The organism is Streptomyces sp. NPDC057307, from assembly GCF_042667665.1.
Classification (GTDB): domain Bacteria; phylum Actinomycetota; class Actinomycetes; order Streptomycetales; family Streptomycetaceae; genus Streptomyces.
In genome coordinates this window covers 83,719-104,100 of record NZ_JBHUZM010000004.1, presented here as the reverse complement: position 1 = coordinate 104,100, position 20,382 = coordinate 83,719, and the positions used below count along the sequence as shown (strand labels likewise).

Below are 20,382 nucleotides of genomic sequence, written 5' to 3'. Positions count from 1 at the left end.
CACACGTCACAGCCGTCACCGCCCTCCAGTGCCCCCGAAATCGCACTTCTCACCCGCGCGGCCCTCATCCGCCGCAGGTCACGCGCCCGAACCCGCCTGGGGCCGGTCTGCGGACCGCGAATTTCCCGATGCGTCCTGTCCGGCCCGTACGACCCACGGAAGGGCCGGCGGGCGAAGACGCAGGCCGGCCCGGCCGCGGAGCGCCGCGCGGGCCGCGTTGGCGCCGGGGGCGCCGTGGACACCGCCACCCGGGTGGGCGGAGGCGGAGGCGAGGTACAGCCCCTTGACCGGAGTCTCGGGCCGGCCGGTTCCGGGGCTGGGGCGGAACACCAGTTGCTGGTGCATGGCGGCGGTGCCCCCGTTGATGGCGCCGCCGTGCAGGTTGGCGTCCATCGCCTGAAGGGTGGGAGGCGCGAGGATGCGGCGGGACCTGATACGGGAGCGGAAGCCGGGCGCCCAGCGTTCCACCTCGGTTTCGATACGGTCGGCCATGGCCTCCTGTTCCGACCGGTCCCACGCCCCGGTCAGGCCGTCCGCACCCGCGTCGCCCTTGATCCGGTGCGGCACGTGCGTGTAGGCCCAGGCCGATTCGGTGCCGGCCGGTGAGCGGGTGGCATCAGTGGTGGTCATCTGCCCGAAGAGAAGGAAGGGGCGGTCCGGCACCTGCCCGGTGGCGAGCCGCGCGGCGAAGCGGGTGAGGCCGTCGACACCGTCGGCCAGGTGGACCGTGCCCGCCCTCGCGGCCTCCGGTGCCGTCCAGGGCACCGGTCCGCTCAGCGCCCAGTCGACCTTGAAGGTCGCGAAGTCCCACTGGAAACGGCGCAGATCGTCCAGCAGCCGGCCGGGCAGATGGGCCGCGTCGACCAGTTCGCCGTACAGGGCGGGTGCGGACACGTCGGCGAGCACGGCACGGGACGCCGGCACGCTCTCGCCCTGTTCGGTGCGTACGCCGACGGCCCGGCCGCCCCGTACGACGACCTCCGTCACTTTCTCTCCGCACCTGACCGTCCCGCCGCGCCGCTCCAGCCGTCTCACCAGCGACGACGTAAGGGCTCCGGCGCCACCGACGGGCACCGGAAAGCCGTAGGTCTGCCCGAGCATGGACATCAGCCAGCCGTAGCCCCCGCTGCCGGCCGCTTCGGGGCCGAGGTCGGCGTGCAGCGCGTTGCCCGCGAGCAGGAGCCTGCCGCCTTCGCCCCCGAACTGCTCCTCCCCCAGGCGCCGGACGGGCAGCACCAGGCTCCGGACCAGCCGCAGACCGCCGGCGCCCCGGAGCCGCGCGGCGAGCCGGGCCCCGTACCGAACCGGCGGGAAGGGGGTGAAGAGGGCGCCCAGCAGGTCGGGGCCCAGGCGGTTCCAGGTGTTGACGAGATCGAGCCAGGCCGCCCCGTCGCCCGCCGCGAACGTGTCCAGGTTCGCGGCGGTGTCCGCCGCCCCGCGTGCGAGGACCGCGCACCGGCCGTCCGGCAGCGGATGTGCCAGGACACGCGGGGCGTGCTCCCAGCGCAGGCCCTCCCGTTGAAGATCCAGGTCCGCGAGGACCGGAGAAGCGGCGGCGAGCGGGTAGAAGGAGCTGAAGAGGTCGCTCACATAGTCGGGATGGACTCCACGGTCGCTGCGGGCCGCCCCGCCCGGCTCGGGCTGCGCTTCAAGGACCTCCACGCTCCATCCGGCGTCGGCGAGCAGATTCGCCGCGACGAGACCGTTGGGTCCCGCACCGATGACCACCGCGTCCGGCATGACAGCCTCCTGGTGTTCTCCGTTTCACAGCTGTGCCGAGAAGGCCACGGGCAGGCGCCCGCGCGGCCGGTTCAAGTTCTTGTTTCGGACTCCTGCTAGGGCCTCTGCCTCGGGGGCCCTGTCTCGGGCCTCGGGCTCTGCCTCAGCCCCTTGTGCGCGCGTGCCCAGGAGTGTTCTCCACGACCTCCGCCAGGCGGGCGAGCATGCTGCGGTGACGGAGCTGGATCAGAGTGTCCACGGCCGTGTTGTGAAGGAGCCCGCCCGGTCCGCGCAGCGGATGCTCATCGACGACGACCAGGGCGTTCTCGCCCCAGGGCCGGACCTCGACGGCGATCCGCGCGGTGCCGAGCCATCCGCTGTCCGCCTCCAGCTCCAACACCCCGGGCTCTTCGCACCGACGGACGATCGTGCTGCCCGACGCCGACCACCGCCCCAGCCGGACCGTGTACGTGATGCTGGAACCGACCTGCGGCCACACGCCTTCTCTCGGCTGTGTCCCGGACGTACCGACCACCCAGTCGCCGTACCGCGAACCGTCGGCGAGCACCGCCCACACGTCCGAAACGGACCGTTCGATCAATCGGTGTCGTACGGCCATCAGCCCTCCAGCCCTGGTCCATGGGCCCCGAGTGGGCCGGCCGCCAGGTACCCGGCGCGACCGGCCACATGCCTCTCACTCTCCCAGGCGTTCGGCAACCCCGCCGCTTGGTCCACCCCGCCGAGCACGTGGCGGTGCGTCTGATGGACGCGGTCGAGCGCCGGGCGCCCTCCGTGTATGTGCCGGTCACGGACCATGTGCCAGCCGAAACCGCCGGCGCTGCCGTTGAGGTCGGGGGTGCGCTCGCGCGGATGGGCCGGGGTGGGGTCGGTGACAGCGACGGTCAAGACGCCGGGGTCGGCGGACAGTTCGAGGGTGTACTTGCCGCCGCCATGGCGCACCGCGTTGGTGACGAGTTCGGAGACCACCAGTACGAGGGTGTCCGCCACGTTGGGGTCCGGCGCCGGGCAGAGAAGATCGGTGAAGGCGCGGGTGGCCTCGCGGGCCCGGTGGATGCTCTGTCGGCCGGCTCCCCGCACCACGGTCGGTGGGGGATTGGAGGTGACGGTGACCTGCGTGGGGATCATGCGCGCACATCCCGCCTGTCGTTGGTTGTGCCGATCTGCCGTGACAGCCTCCATGCCCGCTCTTGCGGACCTCACATCAGAGATCTGGTGTAGCGCACGCACCTTTTCTCAGGGTGTGGACAGCAGAAGCCCGATAGCATCCCTTACAGAAAATCTGTCACGGCGAGAGTAGACATCTGCTGCTGTCGGTGGGTAGTGTTTTCCTCGTAGCCAAGAGGCAGGACAGATTGACAGGCAGCGAAGAGGAAAGAAGGAGGCAGACGCCATCAGGATCTCCCGGGCGAGGACGTAGTCGTCCCGGTGCCGTAGGCCCCGGAATGGAAGGTGGTCCCACGGTCACGCATTTCGCGATCCCCGGATCGCCCGCATCCCCCAGGGCGACCACGCGGATACAGAAGGCCGGCACAGCAGTAAGCCGGTGATGGTGTTGCAGTCCTTCGGGCCCCGGTGCCGCCTGGCATCGGGGCCTCTCAACGCGTTCCCGAACCGAGGTGCGAATGACCGCAGAAAGTTCCCGTGAGCGACTCGACGACGACGACTACCCCGCGTACACGATGGGCCGCGCCGCCGAGATACTCGGCACCACCCCCGCCTTCCTCCGGGCCATCGGCGAGGCCCGCCTCATCACCCCGCTGCGCTCGGACGGCGGCCACCGCCGGTACTCCCGCTACCAGCTGAAAATCGCCGCCCGTGCACGCGAACTCGTCGACCAGGGCACCCCCGTCGAGGCCGCCTGCCGCATCGTCATCCTCGAAGACCAACTCGATGAGGCACAGCGCATCAACGAACAGCTGCGTGGATCGAGTCACGCGCGCCCCCGCACGACGGGCGCCTGACATCTCATGGGCTCATGCCGCAGGTGGGCACGGCCGCGGCTGCCGGGCAGCCTGGGGTGCAGAACGAATTCGAGGTACTGCGCCGGCCGCTGACGTGAATCTGTTCTGGCAGATGCAGATATCAACCCGTCCCGCGGCGAGTGTTTATAAGGTGGCCGGAGAGTGATATTCGATATCTCCGTGGGGCTCTTCTGCCCGTGCTAGTGTCAAGCTCAGTTGCAGTTGTGGATCCCAAAGACTTCAAGTGTGCTTCCCGGCTCTTTGTCGGCGGATTGCGCTTATGTATTTCCGGTCAGTTTCCGGGCGGGTGATCATCGCAGCGATGCGAGTTGCACACGGTGTGTAATTCAGGGCTTTGCCCCGAAGGAGATTCAAAATGGCCAGTGGCACTGTCAAGTGGTTCAACGCGGAAAAGGGTTTCGGCTTCATCGAGCAGGACGGTGGCGGCGCTGACGTGTTCGCCCACTACTCGAACATTTCTGCCTCCGGTTTCCGTGAGCTGCAGGAGGGCCAGAAGGTGAACTTCGACGTCACCCAGGGCCAGAAGGGCCCGCAGGCGGAGAACATCACTCCCGCCTGATCGCTGACATCGCGACGTGTTGGGGCCCGCCCTTCGGGAGGCGGGCCCCACTGGCGTTCACCGTGGACGCCGTGGTGCTCATCGAACCGGCTCTCCGGCCGGTAAGCGCCTGAGCTTCGGGGCCTGCGTGTCACGCCGGTCGTCACTCAGTACTCGGGAGGAGTCCGCAATGGCCAGTGGCACCGTCAAGTGGTTCAACATGGCGAAGGGTTTCGGATTCATCGAACCGGCTGATGGCGGCGCCGATGTATTCGCTCACTACGCGCATATCGCCACCGAAAGCATTTCTGGGCTGCAGCAGGGACAGGAAGTGACTTTCAGCCTCGCGAATGGGCGGAAAGGGCCGTATGCGGAGAATATCACTCCTGCCTGACCACCCGGGTTGCCTTTTTTCGTAATAGGCCAAGCGGTCAGTGACTGACACCGATTTCGGGATCTCTTTGGCTGAATGAAAGGATGGGCTGGCATGGATGTTCGCCATAGGAACAACGTGAGCCTCACGGGCCCGGTTGACGGCCCGGTGGTGGTGCTGGCACACGGGTTCGGCTGTGATCAGAACATGTGGCGGCTGGCCGTGCCGGTCCTGGCGAAGCGGTACCGCGTGGTGTTGTTCGACTACGTCGGCTCCGGTGGGTCGGATCTGTCGGCCTGGGACCCGGAGCGGTACTCCTCATTGCGGGGCTACGCCCAGGATGTGGTGGACGTCTGCGAGGAGCTGGACCTGGAGCGGGCGGTGTTCGTCGGGCATTCGGTCAGCTCCATGGTCGGGGTCCTGGCCGCGCGCACGGCCCCGGAGCGTATCGGGGCGTTGGTGATGGTGGCGCCCTCGCCCTGCTACATCGACGACGACGGCTACCGGGGCGGCTTCAGCGCACAGGACATCGACGAGCTGCTGGACTCGCTGGAATCGAACTATCTGGGGTGGTCCTCCGCGATGGCGCCGGTGATCATGGGCAATCCGGAGCGGCCGGAGTTGGGGCAGGAGTTGACCAACAGCTTCTGTGCCACCGACCCCGACATGGCCCGGGTCTTCGCCCGCACCACCTTCCTGTCCGACAGTCGCGAGGACTTGAAGAGCGTGACGGTCCCGACCTTGATCCTGGAGTGCTCGCAGGACGCGATCGCACCCCGCGAGGTCGGCGCGTACGTGCACGCCGCGGTTCCCGCCTCCAGCCTGATCACCCTGGACGCCACCGGCCACTGCCCGCAGTTGAGCGCACCGGAGGCCACCAACGAAGCGATTCTCCGCTTTCTGGCCGCCCAACGGTGATGTGCTCCACGGGCGAGGAGCCGGAGCCCAGGGCGGAGGCCGGGAGCACGATGGGTACGGACGCCGCGTTCACCTCGTTGCTGGAGGACAGCGCCGAGGACCTGTACGAGTCGGCCCCGTGCGGCTATCTGTCGACGCTCATGGACGGCACCATCGCCAGGATCAACGCCACGCTGCTGGACTGGCTCGGCCTGGAGCGCGCAACCGTGGTGGGCCGGGTCCGCTTCGCCGATCTTCTCACCGTCGGCGGGAAGCTCTATCACGAGACGCACTTCGCGCCGCTGCTTCGCATGCAGGGCCAACTGCGCGGCATCGCACTGGAGATGAAGACCGCCGACGGGCGCCGTCTGCCGGTGCTGGTCTCCTCCGTGGTCAAACACGGCAGTGCGGGCGAGCCACTGCTGATCCGTACCACTGTCTTCGACGCTTCCGACCGGCGTGCCTACGAAGAGGAACTCCTGCGCCGGCGCCAGGAAGCCGAACAGGCACGTGCCGAGGCCGAGCAAGCCCGTCGGCGGGCCGAGACGGACCGGGAACGACTCGCTGACGCGCTCGGTGTCCTGCAACGATCGCTCGTGCCCGCCACCCTGCCCGCGGTGCCGGGGATGGAGGCGGCCGTCTACTACCACACCGCGTCCCCCGACCGTCTCGGCGGCGACTTCTACGACCTGTTCCCCATCGACCGCGGCCGGTGGGCGTTCTTCCTCGGCGACGTATGCGGAAAGGGACCCGCCGCGGCGTCCCTCACGTCACTGACTCGCTACACACTGCGAGGCGCAGCTCTCCACAACCCCGAGCCGGCCGAAGCCCTGACCACGCTGAACGCCGTCCTGCACGAGCAGTACACCAACAGCGGAGACCCTCGCTACTGCACCGCCATCTTCGGCATCATCACCCCCGCCCCCGACTCTGGCTCCGGCGCCGACAACGGCCGCACCACTGTCCGCCTCGCCTCCGGCGGACACCCCCCGGCACTGGTCATACGGGCCGACGGGGACACGGACTACCTTCCCACCCCCGGCGGGCTGCTCGTCGGCGCGTTGCCGGCCGCCTCGTTCAGCACCGCGGAAACCACACTCGCCCCCGGCGACACACTCCTGCTCTACACCGACGGCCTGACCGAGGCCCGGACCGGCCCCGCCCGCAACCGACTGTTCGGCGACGACGCTCTGCGCGCCTTCGCCGCTGATCGCGCCCCCGCCACAGCCGGCGAGATGATCACCGCGCTGACCGGGCTGCTGAAGAGCTTCGGCAACGGACTCGAAGACGACACCGCCCTGCTCGCACTGGGAGTTCCCACCACGCGTACGACCGCATGACCCATCGGCTCACCGTCACGAACGCTCCCGCCCGGCGTGACCACCGACGGGATGCCGCCCCGACGGGATGCCGCCCCGGCGGGACGGCCGGCAGCGGCGGCGGGACCGCGGTCCCCGGTGTGGGGTTGCCGTCGGAGGGCACCCGTGAGGTGTCCCACGAGCCCGCGCGTAAGGGGTCGGTATCAGAGAGGGAGACACCGGTGAAGAAGAAGCAGAAGCTGCCGCTCGCCTACAAGCCCGTCGGATTCGCCCTCGGCTGGGTGGGCGGAACACTGGCCGGGCTCGTCTTCCAGAAGACGTGGAAGGCGATCCGGCACGAGGACGACGCACCCGACGCGCTGGACCGCGACCGCGGGTGGGGCGAGGTGCTGTTCGCCGCGGCCGTGCAGGGCGCCCTCTTCGCCGTGGTACGCAGTGCCGTGGACCGCTCGGGCGCCAAGGCCATCGAACGGGCCACCGGCACCTGGCCGACGGCGGACAAGGGCGGCCGCGACTGACGAGGCCACGCCGTCTCGCTCGTCTAGCGCGCCGGGCGCTGCCCGAGAGCACCGGACAGACTCCTGCGCGCACCCGCCGGCTGACGGGGTGGCAACGTGCCGTCCGAACCGGGAGATGGGGAGACGGGAGGCCGCTCTCCGTCGGCGTGACGCTACTCCCGGACTCCTGGGAACTACCCCCTCGATTCCCTCTGATCCAATGGCTGTGAAGACGAAGTTGCCCGGAACGCTTTGAGTTCCGGGCAGCATGCGCGGGCGACGGCCCGCGAGGATCGTGGGGAAGTCGCGGGTCTCAGGTTGTGGCCGTCGGGTCCGGCGGTGCGGCGCTGCGGCGGTGTTCGGCGTTGATGCGCTGGGCTTCCTCAAGCTGGTCTTCGAGGATGACGATGCGGCAGGCGGCCTCGATGGGGGTGCCCTGGTCGACGAGTTCGCGTGCACGCGCGGCGATGCGCAGCTGGTAGCGGGAGTAGCGGCGGTGTCCGCCCTCGGAGCGCAGTGGGGTGATGAGGCGGGCTTCGCCGACGGCGCGGAGAAAACTCTGGGTGGTGCCGAGCATCTCGGCGGCCCGGCCCATCGTGTAGGCGGGGTAGTCGTCGTCATCTAGACGGCCGAACGAGTCGTCTGCTGTCATCGCACCTCTCTGTGGAACGCGCTGGAGGGGCCCTGGTGCCAAGTGGCACCAGGGCCCCGAAGGGACTACTACACCATCTGCCGGCCCTGTTCCTGCGCCGGCCTTCTGTGTCCGCACGACCGTCCGGGAGAGGACGGGGAATGCGGGGATCGCGGTTGCTTGACCGGAGACCACCTCACTATCGATGTCCTGCGGTACCCGGGCTCATTGACTCCGCCCGGGCGATCCTGATGGCGCTCGCCTCCTCCGTTTCTTCCCTCTGGGATCAATCACTTACCTACTGCTGGTACTGCGCACTGCTCTGTACTACTGGTGGTCTGTGTAAGCACCACTCTCCGGCAGCCAGCCCCGTCGCCCGTCGTGCGTCTGCTCTGGCTTGGAACCCCACTGCCGAACCTCCCGGCACGCGCGCCCGCAGCCGACGCCTTTACCGAGGAACCGCTGGTACTGCACTGCTATCTGCGTGTACTGCGATACCGCTGTGGCGGCCCCTGAATCTGCGGGCCACCCGGTCCGGCCGTCAGTCCCGTCACCGTCCTGCAACCGCTCTGGCTTCGGAACTCCACCGCCGCACCGACCTGCGAACTGCGACTTTCGTGCTGCTGCCCGGCAGTTCGTCTCTGCCAGGCCCTGCTGTCTCTCTGGGCTACGAGAGAAACCATAACCACACCACCGCCCAATGTCTACTCCGGCCGACGCAGATTTTCGCGCGTTCGACGAGGAGATAGTCGGCCTCGAACAGCGACGTCGGCAGGCGCGAGGTCGCTGTCGCCGGAGCCGGACGGCGCCTCGGGGGATGGCCGCCTCTCTGCTCAGGTCAGAGAGCGTCTTCTTCGTGCAATCCGCCTTGCTCACCAGGTAGCCGAAGAAGCGCGGCGTGGGGCCCATGTACTCGCCGCACGCACCGCCCGAGGCCCTCGCCCGCCTGGCCGGCCCGGTGTTGCGCATCGCCGGGGAACTCGTCGGCGAGCAGGAGGCACTTGAGGCCGCGCGCATGCTGACGGCCCGGGTCACCGGTTTCATCGGGGATCTCCGGTCCCGGAGCGGGCTTTTACGCGGGCGGGGTCTGCGTGCCCTGGTCGACGGTGAAGACCTCGTCGTAGTAGCTGATCTCCATGTCCTTGATGAGCATCTCCCGGAACATCGCGGTGTCGCCTTGTCCGCCCCGCCAGTCGAGGTAGTCCTCGTAGTGGCCTCGGGTGGTCCAGCGGGTCACCGACACCACCTTGTCCTCGTGGTCCTGGTCGCGCCACAGGCGGATCTCCTCGCAGCCGCCGTGGGTGAGCGTGTCGGGCAGGACCCGTCGCAGGGTGGCGATGAGTTCGGTGGCACGGCCCGGTTCGGTGTGGAAGGTGTTGGTGGCCTGGACGCTCGCGGTCGGGTGCCTCCTTGGTCGGGTACGGGGCGAGGCTGATCGTCGCGCACGCGTCGGTGACCCGCGGAGAGGACACGCGCCCGATGCCGATCCGGCCCTCCGCCGGGCGCCGGGCCGAAGGCGCTGAAGGCGCTGAAGGGATTGAAGGGGTTGATCCGGCCCCGCCGGTACGCCGCGTCCGTTCGGCGCGAAATGGGGCTCACTGTACGGGAGTTGGTCGCTCTACCGGCCGGTATGTCCTTGTTCTTGAAAAGAGAAACGGTTGTGGACGCTTGGTCATACTCTGGGCGCCTGCCGGGCCCTTTGGGGGGTGCCCGGCCTCGATCAGAGGACGCACATGCGCTATTCCCGCACGCTTTCCACCGTCGCCGCCACGGCCGCGGTGGTCGCCGGAACGGTTCTGTTGCCGACGCAGGCTCAGGCCGTCGGTTCGGTTCATCTGTACAAGGTCTACTACGACAGCCCCGGCACTGACCTTCGTACCAACGCCAGTCTCAACGCCGAGTACGTACAGATCCGCAACACCACCACCAGGGCCGTCAGCCTGACGGGCTGGACGGTCGTCGACGCGTCAAGTCACAAGTACACGTTCGGCAGTTACTCCCTCGCCCGGGGCAAGACCGTGACCGTGCGCACGGGTAGGGGCACGAACACCGCGGCCAACCGCTATCAGGGGCGGGCCGCGTACGTCTGGAACAACGACCGGGACAAGGCCACGCTCAAGAAGTCGACAGGGGCCCTGGTGGACACCTGCTCGTACAACTCGACCCGCGTCGACTACAAGGTCTGCTGAACGGCTCACTCAACGGCTCGCTGAGCGATCCACCCAACAGCTCACCGAGCAGCTTGTCGTGATGTGCGTCGGCGCTCGTCCTCGGGGGAGGGGACGGGCGCCGACACCGTTACGTCGCCGACAAGGCGCGCCGTCACGCGGCCCGGTCATCGTTCCTCCACATCTCCGCGCACAACCAGCGGTGGAATTCTGGTGTCTAGCAGGTGACCAACTGGACACACCGTCCTGTTCTGTGCGTTCGAGTACGTTCGAGGAGACCCACCGTGCGCCACCACAAGCGCCTCTCGCGCCTCACCTCAACAACCGTGGCAGCGGCCGCGGTTGCCGCCGCCCTGCCGCTCGCCTTCGCGCCGGGCGCGTACGCGGACGAGCCCATCACGCCGGATCTGACCGTGTCTGAGCTGTCGGGGAATCAGCTCAGCCCGGGCGAGGTCCGCAACGACTCCGTCACCCTCACCAACAACGGCACCGCCGCCACCGACGGTGTCACCTTCCGGCTGCGGCTCACCCGCGGGCTGGCCTTCACCGCGCCCGTCGACGGCTGTACGTACTCGACGGTCGGGGACAAGATCAAGCAGGCCGTGTGCGAGCTGGATGTCGGCATCGCGCCCGGCGAGAGCTACACGGTGCCGGTGAAGTTCAAGGTGCTGAAGAAGGCGCTGATGGAGGTCGTCGAGTACGGCACGAGCCGCACCGGCGAAGACCCGGGGGAGGGCTACGACCAGGCCAACCGCCGGCTCGCGCTGGACACGGACAGCTCGGCCGATCTCGTCGCGACGGGGGACGAGGCCAAGGGGAAGCCCGGCGCCAAGGTCGTCGTCACGCCCTCGATCCGCAACGACGGACCGGGCTGGATCCAGAACAACGAGAGCGACGACCACCCGGCGCTCCTCGTGAACATCCCCAAGGGCACGACGGCCGTCGAAGTCCCCGAGAACTGCCTGCCGTTCGGGATCGACGGACCGACCGGCCCCTCGGAGCCGGGGCACCCGAAGTACGTCTGCCAGGAGGACGACTACACCCTGGAGGTCGGGGAGATCGAGGCGTTCGCCATTGTCCTGAAGATCGACAAGAGTCGGCGGGCCGACACGTCCGGCGTGGTCAAGGCCACGTCGAACTACGACATCGACCCCGTGTACGACACCAACAAGGCGAACAACAAAGCCACGTTGAGCATCGACGTGCTGTAGGCGACCGATGACGGGGGCGTTCACCGCGGTTCGAGGCGGTGGGCGCCCCCGCTCGCTGTGTACGACGCTACGCGGGGCCCGCCGTCAGGCGTGACGCCGAGGCGATCGTCGCGCGCGCCTCGTGTTCGGTCAGGCCCGTCCGTACGGCGGCGTCGACCAGCTTCTCCACCAGTGAGTCGCCGAAGCCGTGCTCGTACGCCCGGCAGGCCGCCCAGAACAGCCGGGTGTTGCGCTGGCCCGCGTGCGCGGCGAGTACGAACTGCACCAGACCGTGGCCCTGCTGCGGCCGGCCGCCCCGATGGCCTCCCGGTCCCGCGTGGCGACCGCGCTCGGGGGGCGTGAGCAGGCGCAGCAGGGCGCGTGGGCAGGGCGCCGGGGTGAGGCCGGCCGAGCCGGGGGCGAGCCGGTACGCGCCACGGGCGGTGACGGAGCCCGGTCCGACGAGATAGCCGCCCGCGCCCCGTACGTCGATGCCGGGCGCCAGGCGGCCCGCCGAGTTGGGGACCGTGATGCCCGCCGGGCCCGACAGCCAGATGTGCCGGCCGCCGCTGGGGGTGAGCACGACCACGGTCTCCGGCAGCGTGAACAGGTGCTGGAAGGCAAGTTGCTGGAGCGCGGCCACCGAGTCCGGCGTGGGCTCCGCCGTAGCCGTAGCCGTTCCCGTAGCCGTACCGGTACTCGTACTCGTATCCGCAGTCGTCGGCGTGACGTCCAGGTCGATGCCGACCAGGTGGTGCGGCGCCCGTCCGCAGGCGATGCCGTACCCCGTCGCCCAGGGCGCGGCGGCGAACAGCGCCCGCACGCCCGCCGGATCGGTCGTGGCGTCGTGCACGCCGTGACCGAGGCGGCCGCATTCACCTCGGCACGGATGGGCGCCCCGGCCGACACTTCCGCCGGGACTCCCGCCGGGGCTTCCGCCGGGGCTTCCGCCGGGACCTCCGCCCGGCTCGTCCCGATGGGGCGAGCGCAGGGCGGGGAGCTTGCTGGGGGACAGCGGGATGACGGGAAACCCGCTCTCCGCTGCGGAGAGGGCGTATGCGAGGGCCAGGGTGGTCGTGTGCGGGGCGGTGATGGCCATGGGTCTATGTTCGCACTGTTGTTCGAAGAAGGGGAGTGGGAAAGATTGGCCGAAAGTGTGCCGAAACGCTTCACCCCTTGCGGGAGCAGGGTCGTGCCGCGCTCCGTACGCGTGCATACCTACCGAACTGGCCTGTTGATGTCGCGAAGGGGGTTTATCGACATGTCCTCACGCTTGCGAGGGAATAACCCGCTCAGGGCTGGTTCGGAGGGGATTCGGTGGGCAATTCTGAGTCCGCGACGTCGAGCACAACGTCGAGGCGGTCGGCCAACTGCCCCGGCAAAAGCCGTACTTCTCGTTCAGAAGATCTCGTTCCTGGAGGAACTGACATGGCAAGCTTCCGTACCGCCCGCGTCTTCGCCGCTGTCGCCGCTCTCCCCCTCGCTGCGGCTCTCTTCACCGGCTCGGCGTCGGCCGATGACTTCGCGGACGACGGATCGAACGCCAGCGTGGCCACGATCGTGGGCAGTGGTGTGGGCGACGACAACTCGGGCAACTCGACGACGACCCAGCAGGTGGCGACCGGCGCCGGCGCGTCGAATCAGAACAACACCGCCAATGTGAACGGCTCCGGGTTCACGGTGATCGACCAGTCCAACGAGAACATCGCGGTGAACTTCGTCAACCTCTGGTGATACGCGGCCCGACGGGGGGCCTGCTGAGGGCTGAGGGGTGAGCGGCGGTCTGCGTGACGGTACTTCGGTGCCGTTGCGCAGACCGTCCTCGTTCTGCGCCGGGGCGCGCCCGCCGGGCCCCAAGCCAGGCCCACCCGGCGCCCTCGCCGCCCCACCCCCTCTAACCCCGGGTGGACGTCCGACACCCCCGTACCACCCGCCGGTGGTCGCCTTTCCCTCCTCACTGAGGTGTACGGCTCCGACACCCCCGCCCTCGCGTGCGCGGCCCGCACCGCTCCCACCTGCGGAGACGTCCGGAGCGCCGTTCCCGCAAGGCCTCACGGCCACCACGCGACAAGGCGCCGAAGATCAACAGCGGCCCTCCGCCTCCGGGGTGGACCCTGACGAGTGTCCTCGCCTCCTCCATCTTCAGGAGGTGGACCAAGCACCACTCCTACTCCCTGAGGCGGACGAAGCTTCGGGACCTGGGGCCGATCCCCTGAGATGGGCCCGCTCCTAGCGTGGAGTCATGACCACGCCCCTCTGCGCGAGCGCCCCCAAGGCGGCCTCGTACTCGCCGTACCACCCGAACTCACATCCACCCGCTCATGTCCACCCGCATCAGCAGTCCCATGCGCACGCGCCGCCCTACAAGTCCTTCTCGTCGTACGTACGGGCGCGGGGGCCCGTGCTGCTGCGGACCGCTCGCTCGCTCACCGCGAATCCGAGTGACGCCGAGGACCTGCTGCAGACCGCGCTCACCAAGACGTACGTCGCCTGGGACCGGATCGAGGACCACCGTGCCCTCGACGGGTACGTCCGCCGGGCTCTCGTCAACACCCGTACCTCGCAGTGGCGCAAGCGCAAGGTCGACGAGTTCGCCTGCGAGGAGCTGCCCGAGCCGGCCGGTCTTCCCGCGCCCGACCCCGCCGAGGAGCAGGTGCTCCACGACGCCATGTGGCGCGCCGTGATGAAGCTGCCCGACCGGCAGCGCGCGATGGTGGTGCTGCGTTACTACGAGGACCTGAGCGAGGTCCAGACCGCCGAGGTGCTCGGGGTCTCCGTCGGTACGGTCAAGAGCGCGGTGTCGCGCGCGCTCGGGAAACTCCGCGAGGACCCGGAGCTGGTGCCCGTCCGCTGACCCGTCCCGGTGCCGGCGCCGGTGCGGGTGCCCGCCGACCAACAGCCCGCCGGCGAAAAGCACGCCGGTGAGCCGCCCACAAGCCGGCAGCCCGCCAGCGAAACCGGCGGACCCTCCCGCTCCACATCCAGTGTTTTCTACTCCCGGGTAGTGACATACCGCGTGGTATGTGCGCAGAATCTCCGCAAACCTTTCTGCCATGCCACGCCATGCTGCGCCGCTGTCGCGTAGCGCCAGCGCCCACCGGGAGGACGCCGTGCTGAGCACCATGCAGGACGTACCGCTGACTGTGACCCGCATCCTGCTCCACGGGATGACCATCCACGCGAAGTCGCAGGTCACCACCTGGACCGGGGAGAGTGAGCCGCAGCGCCGCAGCTTCGCCGAGATCGGCGCGCGCGCGGCACAGCTCGCCGGCGCGCTGCGCGACGAACTCGGTGTGACGCGCGACGAGCGGGTCGCCACTCTCATGTGGAACAACTCAGATCATGTCGAGGCATACTTCGCGATTCCCTCCATGGGGTCCGTCCTCCACACGCTCAACCTCCGGCTCCCGCCCCAGCAGTTGATCTGGGTCGTCAACCACGCCGCCGACCGCGTCGTCCTCGTGAACGGCTCCCTGGTCCCGCTGATCGCGCCGCTCCTCCCCCACCTGCCGACCGTCGAGCACGTCGTCGTCTCCGGCCCCGGTGACCGGGGGCCGCTCGCCGAAGCCGTCGCCGGGACCGAGGGCCGTGTCCAGGTGCACGAGTACGAGGACCTGATCGCCGGCCGGCCCACCACGTACGACTGGCCCGAGCTGGACGAACGCACCGCAGCCGCCATGTGTTACACCTCCGGCACCACCGGCGAGCCCAAGGGTGTCGTCTACTCGCACCGTTCGATCTATCTGCACTCGATGCAGATCAACATGGCCGAGTCGATGGGCCTGACGGACAAGGACACGACTCTCGTCGTCGTACCGCAGTTCCACGTCAACGCCTGGGGCCTGCCGCATGCCACGTTCATGACCGGTGTCGGCATGCTGATGCCCGACCGGTTCCTGCAGGCCGCCCCGCTGGCCGACATGATCGAGAGCGAGAAGCCCTCGCACGCCGCCGCCGTGCCGACGATCTGGCAGGCGATGCTCGCCGAGGTCACCGCCAAGCCCCGCGATCTGACGTCCATGGTCCGCGTCACGATCGGCGGCTCGGCCTGCCCGCCCGCGCTGATGGAGGCGTACGACAAGCTCGGTGTACGGCTCTGTCACGCCTGGGGCATGACGGAGACCTCGCCGCTCGGCACGATGTCCAACCCGCCCGCCGGTCTCACCGCCGAGGAGGAGTGGCCGTACCGCGTCACGCAGGGCCGTTTCCCGGCCGGCGTCGAGGCGCGGCTGACCGGTCCCGGCGGCGACACGCTGCCGTGGGACAACGAGTCGGCCGGTGAGCTGGAGGTACGCGGGCCCTGGATCGCCGCCGCCTACTACGGCGGCGCCGGCGCCGAACCGCTCAAGCCCGAGGACAAGTTCAGCGAGGACGGCTGGCTGAAGACGGGTGACGTCGGCGTCATCAGCCCCGACGGCTATCTCACCCTCACCGACCGCGCGAAGGACGTCATCAAGTCCGGCGGCGAGTGGATCTCCAGCGTGGAGCTGGAGAACGCGCTCATGGCGCACCCGGACATCGCCGAGGCCGCCGTGGTCGCCGTGCCCGACGAGAAGTGGGGCGAACGGCCTCTCGCGACAGTCGTGTTGAAGGAGGGCGCGAGCGCCGACTACGCGTCGCTGAAGACCTTCCTCGCCGGGAAGATCGCCAAGTGGCAGTTGCCGGAACGCTGGTCGGTGGTGGACTCGGTACCGAAGACGAGCGTCGGCAAGTTCGACAAGAAGGTGATCCGGAAGCAGTACGCGGACGGGGAGCTGGACGTCACGCGCCTCTAGATCATTCCCGGCGCGTTTCCGACGGCACCAACCGGCCCTCCCCGAGGGTCAGTTGGTGCCGATCTTCGCGAGCAGGTCCACGATCCGCGCCTGTACGTCCTCGCTCGTGGACCGCTCGGCGAGGAAGAGCACGGTCTCCCCGGCGGAGAGCTGCGGCAGTTCCGCGCGGTCGATGCCGGTGGAGGTGTAGACGACCAGCGGCGTACGGTTCAACTGGCCGTTCGCGCGCAGCCAGTCGATGATGCCCGCGCGCCGGCGCCGTACCTGCATCAGGTCCATGACCACCAGGTTCGGCCGCATCTGGCCCGCGAGCGTGACCGCGTCGCTGTCCGTCCCCGCGCGCGCCACCTGCATGCCGCGGCGCTCCAGCGTCGCCGTCAGCGCGAGCGCGATCTCTTCGCTCTCCTCGATCAACAGCACGCGTGGCGGGTGCTGTTCACTGTCGCGCGGCGCCAGGGCCTTGAGCAGTACGGCGGGGTCGGCGCCGTACGCCGCCTCGCGCGTCGCCTGCCCGAGCCCGGCCGTCACCAGCACCGGGACCTCGGCGGCGACGGCGGCCTGGCGCAGCGACTGGAGCGCGGTACGGGTGATGGGGCCGGTCAGCGGGTCCACGAACAGCGCCGCGGGGAAGGCCGCGATCTGCGCGTCGACCTCCTCGCGGGAGTGCACGATCACCGGGCGGTAGCCCCGGTCGCTCAGGGCCTGCTGGGTGGAGACGTCGGGGGCGGGCCAGACCAGCAGCCGGCGCGGGTTGTCCAGCGGCTCGGGCGGCAGTTCGTCGTCGACGGGCCGGGGCTGGGGGCGGTTGGCGACCTCGACCGCGCCGCCGGGGCCGTCCAGGGGCTGGGGGCCCTCGGCGCCCTCGTCCGGGGCACCTATGGCGTACGCGCGGCCCTCCGAGTGGGGGCCGTGGCCGAGCGGGCCGCCCTGGCCGCCGTGGGAGGGGCCGGAGGGGGACGACCCGGTGCCGTTGCCGGTACGGGGGTCCTCAGGCTCGTGCGGGGCGGACAGCCTGCGGCGGCGGCCGGCGCCGAGGGTCTGGTTCTGCTGCTTGGTGATCTGCTGCGAGAAGGGCACGCCCTGGCCGAGCGTACGGACGCTGAACGCCCGCCCCTGCGTGGAGTCCGCCGACATCGGCTCCTCCTCGGGCAACGGCTGGGCGGGGGGCAGTGGCTGGGCGGCGCGGGGGTCCTGGTGAGTCCTGCCGTCAGCCGTGCCGTCAGCCGTTCCGCCGGGCCTGCCGCGGCCCTCGCTGCCGCCGGTGTCGTCGGCGTCGGCATCCGCATCGGCATCGACGTCGTCGTCCGCGTGGGCGTGTGCGTGCTCGGTCGCCGGTACGGCTCCGGGGACGGGCCACGAGGGTTGCCCGCCGGGCATCACGCCGACGCCGGAGGCGGTGGGCATCCCCGGCGCCCAGCTGTTGGGATCCAGGTCCAGGTCCGCGTCCGTGTCGGGGCCCACGGGCGGGGCGACGTCGGCGCCGGTCTCCGGCGCGGGAGCGTTCGTACGACGACGCCGTTGGTCCGTCGGAGCCGTGACCGGAGTCGGAGCCGGAGCCGGAGCCGGAGCTGTGACCGGGTGCGGCCTCAGGGGTGTGTGGTCCGCGCGCGGGTCCGACCGCGCGGAGTCGTGGCGCCCCGGCACCGACGCGTCGGGCGTGGGCGCCCGGTCGGCGTCGGCCGGCGGGAGCGCGAACTGTGCGCGGGGGGGCGCGGCATCGCCGGCGGGCGCGGGCGCGGGCCGCTGCTGGGCGGGCGCCAGCGCGCGCCGGGTGCGGCGGACGGCCGGTTGCTGCGGTGCTGTGGCCTGTGCCGTCGCCTGTTGCTGCGGAGCCTGCTGTGAAACCTGCTGCGGCGCGGCTGTGGGTGTGGGCGACGACGGGCCGGCGGGCAGGGCCGGGAGGGCGTTCTGGCCACCGTGCCGGGCACGCCGCCCCGTACCGGCCGCCGCGGCTTCCTGCTGTGCGCCGTGCGGTACGCCCTGCGGCGGTACGGCCTGGCCGAGCGCCGCGCGCCCGGTCGGGTGGGAGCCCTCGGCAGCCGTCACGACCGACCCCTCGGAAGCGGCGGATGCCACGGCCTGCGGAGCGGAGGGAGGGGACGGAGCCGGGGGGCCGGAGACCGCGAGTTCGGCGCCCGGTACGACCCCGGCCGCGTTCTCCGCCGGGCTCGGCCGGCCGCGCCTGCGGCCCGTACCCCCACCGGGGGCGCCGCCGCTGCTCCCGCCCGAGTCCTGCGCCGGGATGAGTTCCCGCTGACCGGACGGCTGCGCATCCGGACCCGGGGCCGCATCCGTACGCGCCCTGCGCCGTCCCGTGGGCTCCCCGGGCTCCTCGACCGGAGCCCCGAGGAACGCGTCCGTGGACGCGCGCCGCGCGCGCCGGCGCCCACCGCCGCCGGGGCGCCCGGAGCCACCGGTCGACCCCGGCGTCTCCTCCTGCTGAACCGGCGCCCGGCTCTCCTCGGCCGTGGGCGGATGGAAGGTCCCCGACCCGTCCCCGAGCGGCACTTCGAGCACGTACGCGCTGCCACCCATGCCCGGCATCTCGTGCGTCTGCAACACCCCGCCGTGCGCCCGTACGATCCCCCGCACGATCGGCTCGTGCACCGGATCCCCGCCCGCGAACGGTCCGCGCACCTCGATCCGTACGACATCCCCGCGCTGCGCCGCCGCGACCACGATCGTCGAGTCGACGTAGGCGCCGCCCGGCACCGCCCGCGTCCTGCCGGTCGAGTCGACGCCCGCCACGTCGGCCGTGAGATGCGCGAGCGCCGTCGCCAGCCGTACGGGGTCGACCTCCGCCTCGATGGGCGGCGCGTGCACCGCGAACTGCGCCCGGCCGGGGCCGATCAGCTCGATCGCGCCCTCGACACCGGCCGCCACGACTCCGTCGAGCAGCACCTTGACCTTGGTCAGCTGCTCCAGACCCTCGTCGAGCCGCTGGTAGCCGAGGACGTTGTCCACGAGCGTCGTCATCCGGGCGTAGCCGGCCGACAGATGGTGCAGCATCTGGTTGGCCTCGGGCCACAGTTGGCCGGCCGGGTCGGCGGCGAGCGTCGACAGCTCGCCGCGCAGCTCCTCCAGCGGGCCGCGCAGCGCGCCGCCCAGCACGGCCGCCAACTGGTGATGGCGGCGGGCCGTGTTGTCGTACCGCTCCGCGAGCTCCTCGATCTCGGCCGCGTACCGGTCGCTGCGGTCGGCGAGCTCGGCGGTGTGCCGCTCGACGGCCGCGGCGAGTTCCGTCTCGTGGCGCTCGATCGTCTCCGCCAGCTCCGTCGCGTGCCGCTCGGCCGCCTCGCTGGCCTCGGTCGCGTGCGCCTCGACCAGTTCCTCGTACGGACGCCGGTCGGTGAACGTCATCACCGCGCCGACGAGCTGCTCCCCGTCCCGTACGGGAGCGGTGGTCAGGTCGACCGGCACCTGCTTGCCGTTCTTCGCCCACAACACCTGCCCGCGGACGCGGTGCTTGCGCCCCGACTTGAGGGTGTCGGCGAGGGGCGAGTCCTCGTACGGGAACGGCTCGCCGTCACCGCGCGAGTGCAGGATCAGCGGGTGCAGCTCCTGGCCGCCCAGATCGCTGGCCCGGAAGCCGAGGATCTGCGCGGCGGCGGGGTTGACGAGTACGACGCGGCCGTCGGTGTCCGTACCGACCACGCCCTCGGCGGCGGCCCGCAGGATCATCTCGGTCTGCCGCTGCGAACGCGCCAGCTCCGCCTCGGTGTCGACCGTTCCGGAGAGATCGCGGACGACGAGCATCAGCAGCTCGTCGCCGGTGTAGTTGTGCAGGTCGTTGTAGGCCTGGGCCTGCTGGCCGTCCTCCAGGTTGGCGCTGGTGACCTCGACGGGGAACTCGCTGCCGTCCGTACGCCGCGCGACCATCCGGGTCGGCTTCGTACGGCCGCGCTCGTCGGAGGCTTCCGGCCGGCGCATCGAACCGGGGATCAGACGCGGGTCGAACTCCGGCAGCAGATCGAGCAGACCGCGTCCGACCAGGGCCGTACCGGGGGTTTCGAAGGTTTCGAGGGCGATGGTGTTGGCGTTGACGACGGTGCCGTTGCTGTTGACGAGCACCAACCCGTCGGGGAGTGCGTCAAGTATCGCCGCGAGGCGAGCAGCGCCTCGGGATGGCCTGCTGCTCACGACGACGCTTCCTCCCTGACCCACTGCACCTTGCGGACGGCCGGTCCCATCTTGCCCCTCTGAGTCTCAGCCTGTCACTGGAGGGAGTCTAAGGGCTGGGGGCATGGCGGCGCGGCGGATGAGGGGGAGCTC

At 70.2% G+C, this 20,382-nt stretch carries 17 protein-coding genes and 1 pseudogene; 11 read left to right on the top strand and 7 right to left on the bottom strand.

The window, feature by feature from the left end:
* Positions 1 to 78: 78 nt before the first annotated feature.
* The 3 genes from ACFUN8_RS02940 to ACFUN8_RS02930 all read right to left on the bottom strand — a co-directional run bounded on the left by ACFUN8_RS02940 (position 79) and on the right by ACFUN8_RS02930 (position 2,865).
* Positions 79 to 1,740 (bottom strand): phytoene desaturase family protein, encoded by a 1,662-nt coding sequence (locus ACFUN8_RS02940; RefSeq protein WP_383630485.1) that lies wholly within the window; start codon positions 1,738 to 1,740, stop codon positions 79 to 81.
* A 142-nt stretch (positions 1,741 to 1,882) separates the two neighbouring features.
* On the bottom strand, positions 1,883 to 2,338 hold the full coding sequence (locus ACFUN8_RS02935; RefSeq protein WP_383630483.1) for an SRPBCC family protein: 456 nt from the start codon (positions 2,336 to 2,338) through the stop codon (positions 1,883 to 1,885).
* A complete protein-coding gene (locus ACFUN8_RS02930; protein ID WP_383630482.1) occupies positions 2,338 to 2,865 on the bottom strand; it encodes an ATP-binding protein in 528 nt (175 codons plus the stop codon). The genes ACFUN8_RS02935 and ACFUN8_RS02930 overlap by 1 nt, the downstream gene beginning before the upstream one ends.
* Before the next feature lie 497 nt (positions 2,866 to 3,362).
* Here ACFUN8_RS02930 and ACFUN8_RS02925 point away from each other — a divergent pair, with 497 nt between their 5' ends.
* From ACFUN8_RS02925 to ACFUN8_RS02900, 6 genes are all read left to right on the top strand, one after another.
* Positions 3,363 to 3,701: a MerR family transcriptional regulator gene (locus ACFUN8_RS02925; RefSeq protein WP_383630480.1), complete on the top strand. Its 339-nt coding sequence runs from the start codon at positions 3,363 to 3,365 to the stop codon at positions 3,699 to 3,701.
* Positions 3,702 to 4,077: 376 nt separating this feature from the next.
* Positions 4,078 to 4,281 carry a cold-shock protein gene (locus ACFUN8_RS02920; protein WP_330176942.1) on the top strand — a complete coding sequence of 68 codons (204 nt, stop codon included), beginning with the start codon at positions 4,078 to 4,080 and terminating at the stop codon, positions 4,279 to 4,281.
* Positions 4,282 to 4,450: 169 nt separating this feature from the next.
* Positions 4,451 to 4,654 (top strand): cold-shock protein, encoded by a 204-nt coding sequence (locus ACFUN8_RS02915; RefSeq protein ID WP_383630477.1) that lies wholly within the window; start codon positions 4,451 to 4,453, stop codon positions 4,652 to 4,654.
* A 93-nt stretch (positions 4,655 to 4,747) separates the two neighbouring features.
* On the top strand, positions 4,748 to 5,551 hold the full coding sequence (locus ACFUN8_RS02910; RefSeq protein ID WP_383630475.1) for an alpha/beta fold hydrolase: 804 nt from the start codon (positions 4,748 to 4,750) through the stop codon (positions 5,549 to 5,551).
* Positions 5,551 to 6,870, top strand: a complete 1,320-nt coding sequence (locus tag ACFUN8_RS02905) for a PP2C family protein-serine/threonine phosphatase (RefSeq protein ID WP_383630473.1) — start codon at positions 5,551 to 5,553, stop codon at positions 6,868 to 6,870. The genes ACFUN8_RS02910 and ACFUN8_RS02905 overlap by 1 nt, the downstream gene beginning before the upstream one ends.
* A 200-nt stretch (positions 6,871 to 7,070) precedes the next feature.
* Positions 7,071 to 7,367, top strand: coding sequence for a DUF4235 domain-containing protein (locus ACFUN8_RS02900; protein WP_383630471.1), 297 nt, complete (start codon positions 7,071 to 7,073; stop codon positions 7,365 to 7,367).
* 292 nt (positions 7,368 to 7,659) lie between these two features.
* On the opposite strand, the gene ACFUN8_RS02895 is transcribed toward ACFUN8_RS02900, so the two are convergent.
* On the bottom strand, positions 7,660 to 7,998 hold the full coding sequence (locus ACFUN8_RS02895) for a helix-turn-helix domain-containing protein (RefSeq protein WP_383630469.1): 339 nt from the start codon (positions 7,996 to 7,998) through the stop codon (positions 7,660 to 7,662).
* Between the two features lie 1,051 nt (positions 7,999 to 9,049).
* Positions 9,050 to 9,349: pseudogene (locus ACFUN8_RS02890) on the bottom strand (putative quinol monooxygenase); the annotation flags it as partial.
* Between the two features lie 361 nt (positions 9,350 to 9,710).
* On the opposite strand from ACFUN8_RS02890, the gene ACFUN8_RS02885 reads away from it, so the two are divergent.
* Positions 9,711 to 10,166 carry a lamin tail domain-containing protein gene (locus ACFUN8_RS02885; RefSeq protein ID WP_383630467.1) on the top strand — a complete coding sequence of 152 codons (456 nt, stop codon included), beginning with the start codon at positions 9,711 to 9,713 and terminating at the stop codon, positions 10,164 to 10,166.
* A 263-nt stretch (positions 10,167 to 10,429) separates the two neighbouring features.
* Positions 10,430 to 11,356, top strand: a complete 927-nt coding sequence (locus ACFUN8_RS02880) for a hypothetical protein (protein ID WP_383630465.1) — start codon at positions 10,430 to 10,432, stop codon at positions 11,354 to 11,356.
* A 67-nt stretch (positions 11,357 to 11,423) separates the two neighbouring features.
* On the opposite strand, the gene ACFUN8_RS02875 is transcribed toward ACFUN8_RS02880, so the two are convergent.
* On the bottom strand, positions 11,424 to 12,434 hold the full coding sequence (locus ACFUN8_RS02875; RefSeq protein WP_383630463.1) for a bifunctional DNA primase/polymerase: 1,011 nt from the start codon (positions 12,432 to 12,434) through the stop codon (positions 11,424 to 11,426).
* A 329-nt stretch (positions 12,435 to 12,763) separates the two neighbouring features.
* Between ACFUN8_RS02875 and ACFUN8_RS02870 the strand changes: the two genes are divergently transcribed.
* The 3 genes from ACFUN8_RS02870 to ACFUN8_RS02860 all read left to right on the top strand — a co-directional run bounded on the left by ACFUN8_RS02870 (position 12,764) and on the right by ACFUN8_RS02860 (position 16,110).
* Positions 12,764 to 13,069 (top strand): hypothetical protein, encoded by a 306-nt coding sequence (locus tag ACFUN8_RS02870; protein ID WP_382563553.1) that lies wholly within the window; start codon positions 12,764 to 12,766, stop codon positions 13,067 to 13,069.
* A 508-nt stretch (positions 13,070 to 13,577) separates the two neighbouring features.
* Entirely contained in the window at positions 13,578 to 14,189 is a 612-nt protein-coding gene (locus ACFUN8_RS02865) for a SigE family RNA polymerase sigma factor (protein ID WP_383630461.1), read from the top strand.
* Between the two features lie 256 nt (positions 14,190 to 14,445).
* Positions 14,446 to 16,110: a long-chain fatty acid--CoA ligase gene (locus ACFUN8_RS02860; protein ID WP_383630562.1), complete on the top strand. Its 1,665-nt coding sequence runs from the start codon at positions 14,446 to 14,448 to the stop codon at positions 16,108 to 16,110.
* 48 nt (positions 16,111 to 16,158) lie between these two features.
* On the opposite strand, the gene ACFUN8_RS02855 is transcribed toward ACFUN8_RS02860, so the two are convergent.
* Positions 16,159 to 20,250 carry a PAS domain-containing protein gene (locus ACFUN8_RS02855; protein WP_383630459.1) on the bottom strand — a complete coding sequence of 1,364 codons (4,092 nt, stop codon included), beginning with the start codon at positions 20,248 to 20,250 and terminating at the stop codon, positions 16,159 to 16,161.
* Positions 20,251 to 20,382 lie beyond the last annotated feature (132 nt).

Excerpts from the sequence above, each read along its gene's own strand:
- ACFUN8_RS02940 (WP_383630485.1), bottom strand. The coding sequence starts at position 1,740 with ATGCCGGACGCGGTGGTCATCGGTGCGGGACCCAACGGTCTCGTCGCG.
- ACFUN8_RS02935 (WP_383630483.1), bottom strand. The coding sequence starts at position 2,338 with ATGGCCGTACGACACCGATTGATCGAACGGTCCGTTTCGGACGTGTGG.
- ACFUN8_RS02930 (WP_383630482.1), bottom strand. The coding sequence starts at position 2,865 with ATGATCCCCACGCAGGTCACCGTCACCTCCAATCCCCCACCGACCGTG.
- ACFUN8_RS02925 (WP_383630480.1), top strand. The coding sequence starts at position 3,363 with ATGACCGCAGAAAGTTCCCGTGAGCGACTCGACGACGACGACTACCCC.
- ACFUN8_RS02920 (WP_330176942.1), top strand. The coding sequence starts at position 4,078 with ATGGCCAGTGGCACTGTCAAGTGGTTCAACGCGGAAAAGGGTTTCGGC.
- ACFUN8_RS02915 (WP_383630477.1), top strand. The coding sequence starts at position 4,451 with ATGGCCAGTGGCACCGTCAAGTGGTTCAACATGGCGAAGGGTTTCGGA.
- ACFUN8_RS02910 (WP_383630475.1), top strand. The coding sequence starts at position 4,748 with ATGGATGTTCGCCATAGGAACAACGTGAGCCTCACGGGCCCGGTTGAC.
- ACFUN8_RS02905 (WP_383630473.1), top strand. The coding sequence starts at position 5,551 with ATGTGCTCCACGGGCGAGGAGCCGGAGCCCAGGGCGGAGGCCGGGAGC.
- ACFUN8_RS02895 (WP_383630469.1), bottom strand. The coding sequence starts at position 7,998 with ATGACAGCAGACGACTCGTTCGGCCGTCTAGATGACGACGACTACCCC.
- ACFUN8_RS02885 (WP_383630467.1), top strand. The coding sequence starts at position 9,711 with ATGCGCTATTCCCGCACGCTTTCCACCGTCGCCGCCACGGCCGCGGTG.
- ACFUN8_RS02875 (WP_383630463.1), bottom strand. The coding sequence starts at position 12,434 with ATGGCCATCACCGCCCCGCACACGACCACCCTGGCCCTCGCATACGCC.
- ACFUN8_RS02870 (WP_382563553.1), top strand. The coding sequence starts at position 12,764 with ATGGCAAGCTTCCGTACCGCCCGCGTCTTCGCCGCTGTCGCCGCTCTC.
- ACFUN8_RS02865 (WP_383630461.1), top strand. The coding sequence starts at position 13,578 with ATGACCACGCCCCTCTGCGCGAGCGCCCCCAAGGCGGCCTCGTACTCG.